The sequence below is a fragment of the Candidatus Methylomirabilota bacterium genome, from assembly GCA_036002485.1.
In the GTDB taxonomy this organism is placed as follows: domain Bacteria; phylum Methylomirabilota; class Methylomirabilia; order Rokubacteriales; family CSP1-6; genus AR37.
Genome location: DASYTI010000105.1, coordinates 13,918 through 28,129 on the forward strand (window position 1 = coordinate 13,918; position 14,212 = coordinate 28,129).

Genomic DNA, 14,212 nt, shown 5'->3' on the forward strand with positions numbered 1-14,212 from the left:
CCTCATGGCCTCGCGGCCGGCCGCTCGGGAAGGCCGGCCAGGACGAGCCGGCAGAGCGTGCCGGGTACGAGAGGGGTGCCGGGCTCCGGCCACTGAGCGACCACGGCCCCGCGACCGCTGACCTCGAGCGTCACGTCGAAGGAGGCCAGCGCGGCCATGGCCTGGCGAAGCGAGCGGCCCTCGAGCGCCGGCATGGCGCCCGGAGCGTCGGGAGCGGCGTCGAGGCCCACGCGTCTCACGGGCAGGCCCGCCGCGGCAGGCGACGGCGACTCCGCCTCCACGCGCAGGAGGTGCACGGGCATGGTGCCTCGCGGCGGCACGTTCAGGTGTCGCAGCGCCTCGCGGCCGATGGCCGAGAAGATGGGCGCGGCCGCCTCACTGCCCCACTTCTCGTTCTTGGGCTCGTCGAGCAAAACGATCATGGCGATGCGCGGATCATCCGCGGGGGCGAAGCCCACGAAGGAGAGGATGCCCGGAGCGTGCGAGTAGCGGCGGGTGTTCGGGTCCATCTTCTGGGCGGTGCCGGTCTTGCCGGCGACATCGTAGCCGGGGATGGCGGCATTGTGTCCGGTGCCCTCACGGACCGCGGCCGTGAGGATGGTCGTGAGCTCGCGCGCCGTGTCGGGGGAGATGACCTGGCGGACGGCCTTGGGCTCGAAGGCGCGGACCTCGCGTCCATGGGCGTCCAGGAGCGCACGCACGATCTGCGGCTGCATGAGCCGTCCGCCATTGGCGATGGCCGCGAAGGCCGTGACCATCTGCACGGCCGTCACCGAGATCTCCTGGCCTATGGACATGGTAGCCAGCGACAGGGCCGACCACTGCGGGGGCGGGCGAAGCTGACCGCGGCTCTCCCCGGGCAGACCGAGTCCCACGGGCTGGCCGAAGCCGAAGCCGGTGATGTACTTGTAGTAGCGCTCCTGCCCCAGCTGGAGGCCCGCCTTGATGGAGCCGACATTGGAGGAGTTCTGCAGCACCTCGCTGAAGGTGAGCCAGCCGAAAGGCTTCCAGTCGCCGATCACCGCGGTGGCGATCTTGATCTTGCCGTTCTCGCCGTAGAAGCGGTCGGTGGGCCGGACCACGCCTTCCTCGAGCGCGCCCGCGGCCATGATCACCTTGAACGTGGAGCCCGGCTCGAAGGGATCGGTGATGGCGCGATTGCGGCGCTCCTCGTCCGTGGCCGCGCCGAAGGCGTTCGGATTGAACGTGGGCCGGATGGCGATGGCGAGGACCTCGCCCGTGCGCGGGTCCATCATCACGGCCATGGCGCCCTTCGCCCGGGTGCGACGCCACGCCGCCTCCACTTCCTTCTCGGCGATGTACTGCAGGGTGGCGTCGATGGTGAGGGCCACGCCCTGGCCGGGAACGGAGGGCTTGAGGACGATCGGGGCGCCGGTGACGTCACGCCCGAGGGCGTCTCGCTCGACCAGCGCTTTGCCCTCGGCGCCGGCGAGATGGACGTCCCAGGCCTGCTCGATGCCGGAGAGACCTTTCCCATCGAGGCCCTCGAAGCCGACGACATGGGCGGCGAGCTCGCGGTTCGGGTAGAGACGCAGGCTTTCCTGCATGAAACCGAGCGTGGGCTCGTGGAGATCCTGGACCGCCTGGGCGGTCCGAGGGGGCAGCTTGCGCTTGACCCACACGAACCGCTTGTCGGGATCGAGACGCCGGGCGATGTCGGTCGCGGGCTCTGCCAGGATGGGCGCCAGCGCCGCGGCGACGCGGGCCGTGTCGCTCATGCGCGCCGGCAAGCCGAAGAGCGACTCCGCGACCGAGGATTCGGCCAGCACGAGGCCCGTGCGATCGACGATCGGGCCGCGCTTGGGACGGAGGGGAACGGTCTTGGCGCGCTGGGCTTCGGCCAGCCGCGAGTATTCGTCGTGCTTGAAGACCTGAAGATAGGCGAGCCGGCCCAGGATCCCGAGGAAGGCACAGGCGACCAACGCGGCAAAGATCAGCGTCCGGCTCCTCAGGGCCGTGGTCCGGAACTCCGTCATGGTGGAGGGATGGCCTCGCCTCGCATGTGTCAGCGAACCCGTTCCTGGACACCCGCGGCCGGGGGCGCCTGCGCGGTGCGCTCGCCGAGCCGGGCGGCGGACGCGGCGCTCGGGGCCGCGAACTCGCGGGCGAGCTGCACCTGCTGCTGGCTGGCCGCGACCATGCCGAGCCGGGTCCGAGCCTCGCCTTCGATACGGCCCAGCGAGGAGAGACTCGCCCGCTCCACGGACAGGCGCCGGTTCGCCTCCTCGAGCTCTGTCCGCGTCGTCCGGAGCGCATCGAGCCGGTAGGACAGCCGCACCTGCTGGACCTTGAGGCCGACCACGCCCAGCACGAGGGCGACGAGGAGGCCCGCGCCCACCACGGAGGCGGCCATGGCGCGAAGTCGGCGGCGGTCACTTTCCCGGTGGAAGCGCGCCACCTGCTGATCGGCGGTGGCCCGAAGTCCCAGCGAGAGCTGGAAGGGCATCGGCTGCCGGATCCTCTCAGCCCTCGCCTCACCGCTCTCCTCGCCTGCGGCTCGTCGGCAGCGTTTCGGCTCGAGAGACATTTCAGCCCTCGCCTCGCCGCTCATGCCGCCTCCAGCCGCTCGAGCACACGGAGCTTGGCGCTCCGGGCTCTCGGGTTCTCTCCCACCTCGTCGCGCGAGGGTGCGACCGGCGAGGGCTCGAGCTCGGCGAAGCCGGCTGTCCGGAGCGCTCGGAAGGCGCGCTTGACCGCCCGATCCTCGCCCGAGTGGAAGGAGATGATCCCCAGCCTCCCCCCGAGGGCCAAGAGGGCCGGCGCGGCCGCGAGGACCTCGGCCAAGGCCTCGGGCTCCTCGTTGACGGCGATGCGCAGAGCCTGGAAGGTTCGCGTGGCGACATGGGTGCGCGAGGACCATGCCGCTCGGGGCACGCCCCGCTTCACCGCGTCCACGAGGTCGCCGGTCACGGTGAGCGGGCTCTGGCGTCGACGCTCGACGATGCGCCGGGCTATGCGCCGGGCGTGGCGCTCCCCCCCATACTCGAAGAGAAGGCGGGCGATCTCGACCTCGGGCAGCTCGGCGAGCAGCTCGGCGGCCGTGCGTCCTCGCGTCGGATCGAAGCGCATGTCGAGCGGCTCGCTCTTCTGGAAGGTGAAGCCACGGCCGGAGGCGTCGAGCTGGTAAGAGGAAAGGCCCAGGTCGAGGAGGATGGTGGCGGCGGGTCCGACGCCGGCCTCGCGGGCATGGGCTCCGATCTCACGGAAGCTCCCGTGGCGCAGGGTCACCCTGTCCCCGAAGCGGGCGAGCCGCTGGCCAGCGCGGGCGAGGGCCTCGGGATCAGCGTCCAGCCCGAGGAGGCGTGTGCCCTCGCCGCCTACTTCCAGCAAGCTCTCCGCGTGTCCGCCCATGCCTATGGTCCCGTCCACCACCCAGCCCCCTCGTCGGGGGCGCAAGAGAAACCTCACTTCGTCGGCAAGCACCGGGAGGTGCGCCACCTCCCGCTCCACGTCTACACGCCCTTGTCGGCCAGCTTCTGCTCCACGTCCTCGATGGGCGCCCCGACCTTGTCCCGCTCGAAGTGCGTCCACCGCTCGGCGTTCCAGATCTCGAACTTCTCCTGCATGCCGATGATGGTCACGTCCTTGGTCAAGCTCTCGCTCTCGCGGATGTCGAGGGGAATCTGAATCCGGCCCTGCGGATCGAGGCTCACGTCCTGCCCTTTCGACAGATACTGGTACTGAAACGTGCGCCGAAACGAATCCAGGCGCGGCAGCCGACTGACACGCTCCTCGAGCTCCTTCCAGTTCCGCTCCGGATACACATCGAGCGCGCCTCGCCCATTCGGAACGATGACGAGCTTGTCTCCGAAGCCGTCGGCCAGTGCTTCCCGGAACTTGGCCGGGATGCTGAGCCGACCCTTCGGGTCGACGGTGTGCCTGAAATGCCCCCGAAACACGTCCTCTCCCCGAGAGGACGATTTCCCCTCTCGCCTTGGCAAGCCAACCACTTCATGGGATTTCATCCCACCTAGCGGGCTAATCTAGGAGGAATGCAGGGGGGTGTCAAGCAAAAACTCCTATTTAGCTGGTATATCCGAGCCATCCGGCGAGGGCGACCCGTGGGGCCGGCCGGAAATGCCGGCTACCCTGGGTAGAGGACGGGGGCGATCAGCGGGGCTTGTAGTACTGGAGGGCCTCCGGGAGCCAGCCCTCGATCTGGCGAATTCGGGTCGGGTCCGACGGGTGGGTGGAGAGGAATTCCGGCTGGCCGGCGCCCTTCTGCTGACTCATGCGCACCCACAGCTCGCGAGCGGCGCGCGGGTCATACCCTGCCTTCGCCATCAGGATGAGCCCGAGATGATCGGCTTCCGACTCCTGCTGGCGGCTCCACGGCAAGAGCACGCCGACCGCTGCCCCCGCTCCCAGAAGCGAGCCTACGGCCTGGACGGTGGCGGGATTGCCGCGGGACAGGGCTGCCATGGTCGTCTCGAGACCGACGTTCACGAGCAGCTGCTGGCTCACGCGCTCCCCGCCGTGACGGGCCACGACGTGGCCAATCTCATGACCGAGGACAGCGGCCAGTCCGTTCTCGTCGCGGGTGACGGGCAGCATCCCCGTGTACACCGCCACCTTGCCGCCCGGTAAGGCGAAGGCGTTCGCCGTCTTGTCGTTCTGGATGAGCCGGTATTCCCACTGGTACTCGGTGCGGCCGCTGACCGCGGCGATCCGCGATCCCACCCGCTTGACCATCTCTGTCGCCACGGGGTCGGACGACAGCTTCTCCTTGGCGAGGGTCTGCGTGTAGGCCTGGGCGCCCATCTGGACTTCCTGCTCCGCGGAGATGAGCTGAAGCTGCGACCGACCCGTATACGGCACCGTCTCGCAGGCCGCCCCCATGACCGGCGCCGCCAACGCGAGGAAGAGCCTTCGAGAGATGCGGGGATCGTGCATGCCGGAATTCTACCAGACGGGCACATTCCTCAAGGTGACGACGGTGGCCATGATCGCTTCGGCCCTCGCGCGACCTGTCTCGAGCTCTATCCTCACCGACACCACCTGCCCGAGATCGGTCGTGGCGGCGCCCTCACGGTCGAGATAGGACAGGGCGAGGCGACGGACGCCCTCGGCGATGGGCTGAGCGCCCCCGCCGGCGTCGCGTCGCAGCGTGGTCTCGCCGGACCGCAGGAGGTAGGTGACCCGCTCGCGCGTCGGATCGATCACGCCATTGCCGTTCAGGTCCCTCTGGAAGACGACCCGGGTCGGCTCGGCCACGAGCAAGACCTTGAAGCCCGCTCCGGTCGGATCATAGCCGGCCTCTTTGAGCTCGCGCGCCATGCGCTCGAGAGCCACCCGCGCGGACTGCTGCGCCTCGACGCGGCCCGCGCCCCAGCCCCAGGCGGCCAGCCCCGATTGCAGCAGCATCGCCGTCGCCGCCATCACGAGGCCCAGGAGCCCGAGGGCCACGAGGAGCTCGGCCAGGGAGTAGCCCGCCGTTCGCCGCGCCATGCCGGCAGACTGGCGCGCGCGTCCTGACGGCGTCAATGTCCAATATCGGTCGCGCCGCCACGCCGTGACACGTATCGCTCAGGAGTCGGGAAGGGCGCGCGCGAGGAGGCGCGCGGCCCGCTGCCCGCGACCCATCGCGGGCTACTCAGTCGAGGATGGGCTTGGGCGGATCGGTCGAGTAGTCGTAGAAGCCGCGCCCCGTCTTCCGCCCCAGATCGCCGCGCTTGACGCGCTTCTCGAGCTCGGCCGGGGGGTAGTCGTTGGGATTCTTCGTGACTTCGAAGGTCTCGAGACGGGCGTTGTAGCCGATATCGAGACCGGAGAGGTCGCCCAGCTTGAAAGGCCCGAGCGGATGATTCAGTCCCAGCTCGACGGCCTTGTCGATGTCGGCATGATTCGCCACGCCCTGCTCGAGACAGTAGTAGGCCTCGCGGACGAGGGCGCGGAGGATGCGGTTGACGAGGAACCCCGGGAGCTCTTTGCGAAGGGTGACGGGCTCCCGGCCACTGCGGCGCGTGACCTCGGCGGTGATCTCCAGGGTCTCCTCCGTCGTCCACTGCCCCTTGACGACCTCGACCAGCTTCATGACGAGAGGCGGATAGAAGTAGTGCATGTTGACGCACTTCTCGGGCCGCTTGGTCGACGGCGCGATCTGGGAGTTCATGAGGGTGGACGAGTTGGTGGCGAGAATGGTGTGGGGCGGGCAGAAGCGGTCGAGCTTGGCAAAGCACTCCTTCTTGGGCTCGAGGCGCTCGACGATGGCTTCGATGGCAAAGTCGGCATCGCGCGCGGCCTTCTCGAGATCGGGCTCGAGGCGAACGCGGGCGATGGCCTCTTCCATCTTGTCCTTGGTCATCTGGCCCTTCTGGACGCGGCGCTCGAGCTGCTTGCGGTTCCCGGCCATGCCCTTCTGCAGGAGCTCCATGGTGAGGTCGTTCAGGGTGATCTCGTACCCGTGGAGCGCGGACTGCATGGCGATCTGGGCGCCCATCTGCCCCGCCCCCACTACGAGAATGCGTTTGACGTCATCGGCTTTCATGTCGCCTCCTTCGTGGTCATTGCTCAGTCGATGGGGGGTGTCAGGTGGGCCCAGGGCTGGGCCTTTTCGAAAGCGTGGGCGGCGCGGAGCACCGTCACGTCGTCGAAGCGCCGGCCGACGATCTGGAGGCCGACGGGCAGCTTGTCGGCGGTGAAGCCGGCGGGGATCGAGCAGGCCGGCTGCCCCGTCATGTTGAACGGATACGTGTACGGGATCCACTCGTAGCTATCGGCCGGCCGCCCGGCGATCTCGCCGGGGTTATCGAGGCCGACCTTGAAGGGCGGGCAGGCCACGGTGGGCGAGAGCATGAGGTCATACGTCTCGAAGAGTCGCCTCGGGTGATCCCACCAGGCCATGCGATCAAACCAGGCCTGCACGTACGTCGTCGGTCCCCACGATAGGGTCTCGTCGATGAGGGCGGCCAGCCCCGCATCGATGTCGGCGCGCCGCTCGGGCAAGAAGGGCGCCAGGCGCGTGGCGATGCCGCCGCAGAAGATGGCCTTCCAGGGCTGCTTGGGCAAGGGCCACTTGGGATTGACTTCCTCCACGCGGCAGCCGAGCTCGCGAAAGCGCTTGGCCGCGCGCGCGCACACCGCCGTCACCTCGGGGTCCACCAGCTTGGCATAGCCGGGATCGGGCACCCAGGCGATGCGCAGCCCCTTCAGCGATCCCTTGAGGGCTTTCACGTAGTCCACTCGCTCGGCGGGGAGGGAGAACTGATCGCGCGAATCGGGGCCCGCGCACACGTTCATCATGAGCGCGGCGTCCGTCACCGTGCGGGTCATGGGTCCGATATGCGAGAGGCTCCACGCCGCGCTCGCCGGATAGGCGGGGATGCGCCCGAAGGACGCCTTGTGGCCGAAGATGCCCGCGAAGGACGCGGGAATGCGGATGGAGCCGCCCCCGTCCGTCCCGATGGCCAGCGGCCCCAGGCCCGCCGCCACCGCCGCGCTGGCCCCACCGCTCGAGCCGCCGGGCGTCCGGTCGAGGTTCCACGGATTTCGCGTGACGCCGAAGAGCAGATTGTGCGTGGCGCCGATCCAGCCCATGGTCGGCGTGTTGGTCTTGCCGAGCTGTATGGCCCCGGCCTCCACCAGGCGTTCCACCATGGGCGCGGTTTCGGTGGGGACATTGTCGGCATACAGCCGCGTCCCGAAGGTGGTCCGGATGCCCTTGGTGATGACGAGGTCCTTGGTCGAGAACGGCACGCCGTGCAGCGGCCCGAGCTTGGCCCCTCTCTTCATGACCGTGCGCTCGGCCGCCCGGGCCGCCCGCATGGCCTGATCGGCCGTGATGGTGACGAAGGCGTTGAGGGTCGGGTTCAGCTTCTCGATGCGGGCGAGCACGGCCTTTATCACCTCGACCGGCGAGACCTTCCGGCGCCGGATGGCCGCGGCCATCTCCGAGGCCGGCATCCAGCAGAGCCCATCCGAAGCCATGGGAGCCTCCTTCCCGCCGGGCACCTCAGGCGCCCCGCAGTCGTGGATCGAGCGTGTCGCGAAGGGCATCGCCGAGGAGATTCGAGCCGAAGACGGCCAGACTGATGGCGATTCCCGGGAAGAGCACGAGGTGCGGCGCCTTCTGCGCGTACTCCGCGGCCGAGACGGAGAGCATGCGACCCCACGACGGGTATGGCTCGGGAACGCCCAGCCCCAGGAAGGACAGGGTCGCCTCGACGAGAATGGCGCTGCCGAGCTGCGCGGTGGCCAGCACGATGAAAGGGCCGACGGTGTTGGGCAGGATGTGGCGGAAAGCGATCCGGAGATGGGTAACGCCGAGGGCGCGGGCGGCTTCCACGTACTGGAACTCGCGGATGCTGAGCACGCTCGCGCGGATGACGCGCGCGGCCCGCGGCATGATGGGGATCGAGATGGCCACGATCACGTTCTGGATGGAGGGGCCGAGGGCCGCGGACATGACGAGAGCGAGCACGAGGAGGGGCAGGCCCTGCAGGATGTCCATGACGCGCTGGACGACGAGGTCGGTCTTGCCGCCGATATATCCCGAGAGGAGCCCGATGATGCCTCCCAAGAAGGAGGCGAGAATCGTGGAACCCACCCCGACCATCAGGGACACGCGCGCGCCGTGGATGATGCGCGAGTAGATGTCGCGGCCCAGGTGATCGGTGCCCATCCAGTGCGCCGCGCTCGGGCGGGCCAGCGTGTCGGCGGCCTCGGTGGCGATCGGATCGTGGGTCTGGATGACGTCGGCGAAGATCGCCATGAGGACGATCACCAGCATGATGGCGGCCCCCCCCGCCCCCAGGGGCTTCTTGCGGCAGAAGCGCAGGATGGTGGGAAGGACTCCCTCGCGGCTGGCCCCCTGGCGCGCGGCAGTGGAGAGTCTGACCTCGACGGTGGCGGGCTCAGCTGCCATAGCGAACGCGCGGATCGAGGACGCCGTACAGCATGTCCACGGTGAGGTTGGACAGGATGACCACGATGGCGATGAACATGACCAGGTTCTGCACGATCGGGTAGTCGCGCCACGAGATGGCCTGGACGAGAAAGCGCGCCACGCCGGGGAGATTGAACACGGTCTCCGTGACCACGAGCCCTCCGATGAGGAAGGCGAACTCGATGCCGATCACCGTCACCACGGGCAGGATCGCGTTCTTGAGGGCGTGGCTCCAGATCACCGTCTTCTCCGCCTGCCCCTTGGCGCGCGCCGTCCGGATGTAGTCCTCACGCATGACTTCGAGGAGAGCGGAGCGGGTGATGCGCATCATGAGCGCCGAGGAGCGGTAACCGACGGCGAGGGCGGGGAGCAGGAACTGGATGGCGTGGAGCGGTAAGTTCTCCCACGGGGATACGTAGGTCACGGGGGGGATCCAGCCGATCCAGGCGACGAGAACCAGGATGATGACCATGGCCAACCAGAAGGACGGCATGGAGAGCCCGGCCAGGCTGACGACGCGGAGGACGTAGTCGAGGGCGGTGTCCTGACGGACGGCGCTGATCACGCCCGTGGGCACGCCCAGGAGCACGGCGATGATGAGCGAGAGCACCGCGAGCTCCACGGTGACCGGGATGAGCGGCCGGATGATCTCCCAGGCCGGAAGATCGTAGCGGTACGACTTGCCCAGATCGCCCACGAGGAGGCGTCGGATCCAGTCGAGGTACTGTACCCAGAGCGGCCGGTCGAGACCGAGCTCCTTCTCGATGGCCACTCGCTCGGACGGGTTGACGTACCCGCCCGTCGAGAACAGGATGTCCACGATGTCCCCCGGGGCCAGACGCAGGAGGACGAAGATCACCAGCGACATCCCGAACAGCGTCAGCGCCGCGATGCCGAGACGCTGGGCGAGATAGGTCTTCACGTCCCCGGGGCTACTTGTCCCGCCACACGTCAGTCATGCGGCCGAAGTTGTAGATGTTGTTGTGGGGGATCATGTTGTGGACGTGCGGCCACACCGTGAAGTAATCGAGCTTCCAGTCGAGGATGGGCCGCGCCGCCTCCTCCTCGAGCTTCTTCTGCAGGGCCGCGAGCATCTCGAGCCGCTTCTGGGGATTGAGCTCCTGCGACTGCTGGTCGATCATCTTCATCACGGTCTCGTTGCAGTACTGGCTATAGTTGCGCGGCGAGCCGCACGCGTAGTTCTCGTAGAAGTTGGCGTCGGGATCGTCCACGCCGAGACCCGTCAGGTTGGCCCCGATCTGGTAGTCGCCGCGCGTGGCCATGGCGTGCCACTGGGCCGTCTCCACCTGCTTGAGCGTCGCCTCGATCCCGATCTGCTTCAGCTCGTTGATCACGAAGGAGGCCATGTCCACGTAGACGGCGATGGCGCGCGTGACGATCTCGACCTTGAGGGGCTTCTCGGGCGTGTGGCCGACCTCGGCCATGAGCTTCCGGGCCTTGTCCTTCATGTCGGCGGCCTTGCCATAACCGGGGAGGGCCAGGAGCCCCTGCTCGGCGATGCCCCAGACGCCCCAGGGCTTGGGGGCCAGCGAGGCGCCGAGGACGGCCCCGCCCTGGTGCACGGCCTGGATGAGGCCGCGACGGTCGATGCCGTAGCTCACGGCCAGACGGACCTTGGGATTGTCGAAGGGCGGCTTCTTGACGTTCATGATGATGTTGTCGCTGACCGTCTGCCCGACCGGCGTGACCACGAGCTGCGGCACCGCCTTCTTGAGCTGCTCGGAGGCGGTCTTGGTCGTCTCGCCCGGGAAGGACACGTCGAGCTTGCCCGCCTGGAGGGCGGAGACGCGGGTGCCGCGGTTCTCGATCACCACGTAACGAAGAGTGTCGAGGTAGGGGCGGCCCTTGACGAAGTAGTCGGGGTTCTTCACGTAGTCGACGTACTCGCCCTTGCGCCACTCCTTGACCTTGAAAGGTCCCGTGCCGATGCAACCCGTGCGATAGCTCGCCGGGGGCACGTGGGCGGCGTAGATGGGGGTGTAGCCCGAGGCCAGCATCAGGAGCAGCGAGGGCTGGGGGCGCTTGAGTCGGAAGACGACCGTGTGCGAATCGGCGGCCTCCACGGCCTCGATATTGGCGTACCAGTCCTTGCGCGGATTGATGCGAAGCTTGGCTTGGGCTTCGGGCGCCTCGCGCAGCATGTCGAACGTGAACTTGACGTCGCGCGAGGTGAACGGCTTGCCGTCGTGCCACTTGACGTCTTTCCGGAGGAAGAAGACCAGGTTCCGGTAGTTGTCCTGCCAGGACCACTTCTCGGCCAGCTCGGGAAGAAGGGTCTCGAGGCTCTCCGTACGCTTCAGCTGGTCGAAAAAGACCAGGTTGTTGAAGCACGGCAGTGACGGATAGCTCGTGGAGATGGTCGACGTCTCGTGCACCGCGAAGCCCTGGGACAGGTCCTCGCGCAGCATGATGTTGAGGTGTCCACCGGGCTTCGGTGCCTGAGCGTGCGCGGCGGAGGTGAAGCCGGTGACCGCCAGGACCAGCCACAGGAACGCGGCGACACGGAAACGCGTCATTGTGTTCCCTCCCTGCGAGTCTTTCGGCACTCTGCTAGTCCTCTGGTGGGAGAGAACCGCGGACGGTCGAGGAAGGATTCCTCGGCACAGGGCAATATACGCGAAGGGACTCGCGCTCTCAACCTCTATGCCCTGGCCAGAGCCGGCGGTGCCGGTGCCCTGGCCGGGGCCTAGGCATGTTACGCGCCGCGTTACTTCGTGGCGCTACGCGGCGCTCACCCCTGGAGACGAGAGCAGCCACTTCACGCGGATCTCCATGGTGACCAGTTCCGGCCCGCGCTTTTCCTGAATCGCCTCCACCAGGTCGCCCACGCGGATCTCGGCAAGCGAGATGGGATAGCCATCGACGCCGAAGAGCGCGGTCGTCCCTTCGTCGATCTCGATGAGACCGGTGGCGTCTTCGGCCTCGAGGACGAGGCTGCCCCTTCGACCATCATTCTCCATGACAATGCCGCTGCGGCAGGTCGCGCTTGAATCGGCATCAAGGCGCCGAGCGCTCAGGGCGAGGAGGCCGGCGAAGGGCCAGCCCGCGACCAGCACGAGCCAGTTCATGGGCTGCCCCGTCTCGTAGTCCGGCGCGCATCGCGCCGAGTCAACAGTTCCTCGAGCGCGACCGGGCGCGAGCCACCCCGCCGGCGGAGCTCCGGCTCGGCCACGATGGGGCGGCGCCGGATCCGTAGCGCCAACCCGCTGCGCACGGCGCGCTCGGCGTAGAAGCGGAGGAGCCAGCGGCACATGAGGGGCCGCCGGCGGTTGTAGCCGAAGCGTCGCTTGTACTCGGCCGCGGAGGTCTCGTGCCCCAGCAGGTGGGTATTGGTCAGCTGCCGGAACGCGCGGCCACAGATGAGGCAGATGATGCGCTCCTCCTCGATGGCCTGGCGGGGATCCAGTTTGAGCGCGGCCAGCCATTCCGTCGATCGCGGCCGCGGGGTCGATAGGAGCGAAGGCGTCGGCAGGGCGGCGGCCAGGGGGCTCATCTCATCGCCTCCGCGGCCCGTTCGGCGCGCATGAAGCCTCCCGCCATCATCATTCGGCGTTGCGTGTTCGTCATGACGTGCTCCCCTCGAACAACGTGTGAGCCTGCGACGCAGGGCGCGCAGGCGTGGTGCACTACTGAACGGCGACGTTCGATGTCCGCTGTGCGCCCGCCCAGTGCTGAACGAACTCATCCACCCGGCCCATGGCCATCTCGTCACGCCCGGCCAGCTCGCGCGCGACGCGGACGCCCTGCTCGACCAAGTCGCGATCGCCGAGCCGCGCGAAGGCCTCGGTGACACGGAGCGTGCCCTCGAGGGAGTGGGCTTGGCGGGCCCGGACCATCGCGGAGAGATAGGCGCGGCGCGCCTCCGGCTCCATCGCGCGACGCCCCGGGCCTGCCTCGCCGAGCCGCAGCGCTCCATCACCCACGGCGAGGAACCCTTCCCAGCCCGGGCTGGCCAGCACCGCGAGATCGGCCTTGTGGCGGGCCATCGTTGCCGCCGAGAAGTCGCCGCGCGCAAGAGCGTCGTCCATGTCGCGCAGAGGCGAGATCCACGGCGACTCCTGCTTCGCCGAGGGATCGCCCACTCGAGCGAGCGTCACCTCGAGGGCGGCGAGAACCGCTACCACCGCCATCACGAAATAGAAGACAATCCGTCGGAGCGTTTCGGCGTCCATGGCGTTCCCCTCGCGGGCGCTGAGCATCCCGCTCTCGACCGTTTCCGTGGGAGCCTTGCTCTGTCGCATGCCCCTACAGTTCGCAAGTGGGGTGCCATGAAGAATCCGTTGCAGATCAATACGTTGTGGTGGTCAGGGTAGGTGGTCAGTGGTCAGAGTGGTAAGAAGCTGAGCAGCGATTTGAGCAGTAAGGGTACTCTAGCGGCGCTATCGATCCGCTCATCAGGAGCAGTAGCGAGCGGCCGCCTATGACGTTCTAAACGGCGGTCACCCTCAGGGAGGGCGTGCGTGAAAGCCCACAAGAAGGTCAAGCTCGGCAAGCACCCGCCTCGAATCGACTACCGAGCGTTCAGGCTTGCCGACTATGTCACCCGGAAGCTTCCGCCGCCGCCCCTGAAGGCAGATCTCACGGCCAAGGTAGACACCTGGCCCATGATGGGAAACGACGAGTACAACGATTGCGCGTTCGCCGCAGCCGGCCATCTCATCATGGAGTGGACGGCGAATACCGGACGTCCCGTCACTCCGGGCGAGAAATCCATTCTCGCCGCGTATTCGGCCGTGACGGGCTTCGTCAAGAAGAAGGGTGGGCACGGGCCCGGGGCGGTCGTACTCGATGTGCTCAATCACTGGAGGCAGCGCGGCATTGCCGGACATCGGATCGCCGCCTTCCTCTCCCTCACCCTCAAGGATCGCGAGGAGATCAGGGAGGCCGTAGCCCGGTTCGGAGGATGCTATCTCGGTCTGAATTTCACCAGGGAGCGCAAGGATTTTCCGCTCGTATTGTCAAAGGCGAATCTCTGGCGCGTTCGCCCCGGAAAGCGCGGAGGCCCGGGAAAGCCCAATCCGAACAAGGGGCATGTGGTCGCCGTCGTGGGCTACGATCCGCGAGCCCTCACCTGCGTCTCCTGGGAGGACACGTACCAGATGACCTGGAAATTCTGGGAACGATATGCTGACGAAGCCTTCGCGATCATCAGTCCCGACTGGCTCAGGGGCAAGAGGCTGCCCGTCGAATTCAATCTGCCCGCGGTGCTGGCTGACTTGAAAAAAGTGAAGAGATTGAAGAGGCAGAGAAGGGCGATGAGCGGAACGAACTGAGTCCGGAGCGCCC

The 14,212-nt window shown here is 67.7% G+C and carries 15 protein-coding genes; 1 reads left to right on the forward strand and 14 read right to left on the reverse strand.

Features of this window, described 5'->3' with window-relative positions:
* Nucleotides 1–2: 2 nt before the first annotated feature.
* The 14 genes from VGT00_10170 to VGT00_10235 all read right to left on the reverse strand — a co-directional run bounded on the left by VGT00_10170 (nt 3) and on the right by VGT00_10235 (nt 13,167).
* Nucleotides 3–1,997, reverse strand: a complete 1,995-nt coding sequence (locus tag VGT00_10170; GenBank protein ID HEV8531769.1) for a penicillin-binding transpeptidase domain-containing protein — start codon at nt 1,995–1,997, stop codon at nt 3–5.
* A gap of 29 nt (nt 1,998–2,026) precedes the next feature.
* Nucleotides 2,027–2,467 carry a cell division protein FtsL gene (locus VGT00_10175; protein HEV8531770.1) on the reverse strand — a complete coding sequence of 147 codons (441 nt, stop codon included), beginning with the start codon at nt 2,465–2,467 and terminating at the stop codon, nt 2,027–2,029.
* A gap of 101 nt (nt 2,468–2,568) precedes the next feature.
* Nucleotides 2,569–3,459: a 16S rRNA (cytosine(1402)-N(4))-methyltransferase RsmH gene (gene rsmH / locus VGT00_10180; GenBank protein HEV8531771.1), complete on the reverse strand. Its 891-nt coding sequence runs from the start codon at nt 3,457–3,459 to the stop codon at nt 2,569–2,571.
* A 14-nt stretch (nt 3,460–3,473) separates the two neighbouring features.
* Complete coding sequence (gene mraZ, locus VGT00_10185) at nt 3,474–3,920, reverse strand: division/cell wall cluster transcriptional repressor MraZ (protein ID HEV8531772.1); 447 nt, start codon at nt 3,918–3,920, stop codon at nt 3,474–3,476.
* A 211-nt stretch (nt 3,921–4,131) separates the two neighbouring features.
* The gene (locus tag VGT00_10190; GenBank protein HEV8531773.1) at nt 4,132–4,914 is read right to left on the reverse strand and encodes a M48 family metallopeptidase; all 783 of its coding nucleotides are present in this window, start codon (nt 4,912–4,914) and stop codon (nt 4,132–4,134) included.
* Between the two features lie 9 nt (nt 4,915–4,923).
* Complete coding sequence (locus tag VGT00_10195; GenBank protein HEV8531774.1) at nt 4,924–5,469, reverse strand: prepilin-type N-terminal cleavage/methylation domain-containing protein; 546 nt, start codon at nt 5,467–5,469, stop codon at nt 4,924–4,926.
* 145 nt (nt 5,470–5,614) lie between these two features.
* Nucleotides 5,615–6,508 (reverse strand): 3-hydroxyacyl-CoA dehydrogenase family protein, encoded by an 894-nt coding sequence (locus VGT00_10200; protein HEV8531775.1) that lies wholly within the window; start codon nt 6,506–6,508, stop codon nt 5,615–5,617.
* A gap of 23 nt (nt 6,509–6,531) precedes the next feature.
* On the reverse strand, nt 6,532–7,947 hold the full coding sequence (locus tag VGT00_10205; GenBank protein ID HEV8531776.1) for an amidase: 1,416 nt from the start codon (nt 7,945–7,947) through the stop codon (nt 6,532–6,534).
* 25 nt (nt 7,948–7,972) lie between these two features.
* Nucleotides 7,973–8,884, reverse strand: coding sequence for an ABC transporter permease (locus VGT00_10210; GenBank protein ID HEV8531777.1), 912 nt, complete (start codon nt 8,882–8,884; stop codon nt 7,973–7,975).
* Nucleotides 8,874–9,827: an ABC transporter permease gene (locus VGT00_10215; GenBank protein HEV8531778.1), complete on the reverse strand. Its 954-nt coding sequence runs from the start codon at nt 9,825–9,827 to the stop codon at nt 8,874–8,876. Before VGT00_10215 ends, VGT00_10210 begins: the two co-directional genes overlap by 11 nt.
* 10 nt (nt 9,828–9,837) lie before the next feature.
* A complete protein-coding gene (locus tag VGT00_10220) occupies nt 9,838–11,442 on the reverse strand; it encodes an ABC transporter substrate-binding protein (protein ID HEV8531779.1) in 1,605 nt (534 codons plus the stop codon).
* A 204-nt stretch (nt 11,443–11,646) separates the two neighbouring features.
* Nucleotides 11,647–11,994, reverse strand: a complete 348-nt coding sequence (locus VGT00_10225; protein HEV8531780.1) for a hypothetical protein — start codon at nt 11,992–11,994, stop codon at nt 11,647–11,649.
* A complete protein-coding gene (locus tag VGT00_10230) occupies nt 11,991–12,419 on the reverse strand; it encodes a MucR family transcriptional regulator (protein HEV8531781.1) in 429 nt (142 codons plus the stop codon). Before VGT00_10230 ends, VGT00_10225 begins: the two co-directional genes overlap by 4 nt.
* Before the next feature lie 133 nt (nt 12,420–12,552).
* A complete protein-coding gene (locus VGT00_10235) occupies nt 12,553–13,167 on the reverse strand; it encodes a hypothetical protein (GenBank protein HEV8531782.1) in 615 nt (204 codons plus the stop codon).
* 219 nt (nt 13,168–13,386) lie between these two features.
* On the opposite strand from VGT00_10235, the gene VGT00_10240 reads away from it, so the two are divergent.
* Entirely contained in the window at nt 13,387–14,199 is an 813-nt protein-coding gene (locus VGT00_10240) for a hypothetical protein (protein ID HEV8531783.1), read from the forward strand.
* Nucleotides 14,200–14,212: the final 13 nt, after the last annotated feature.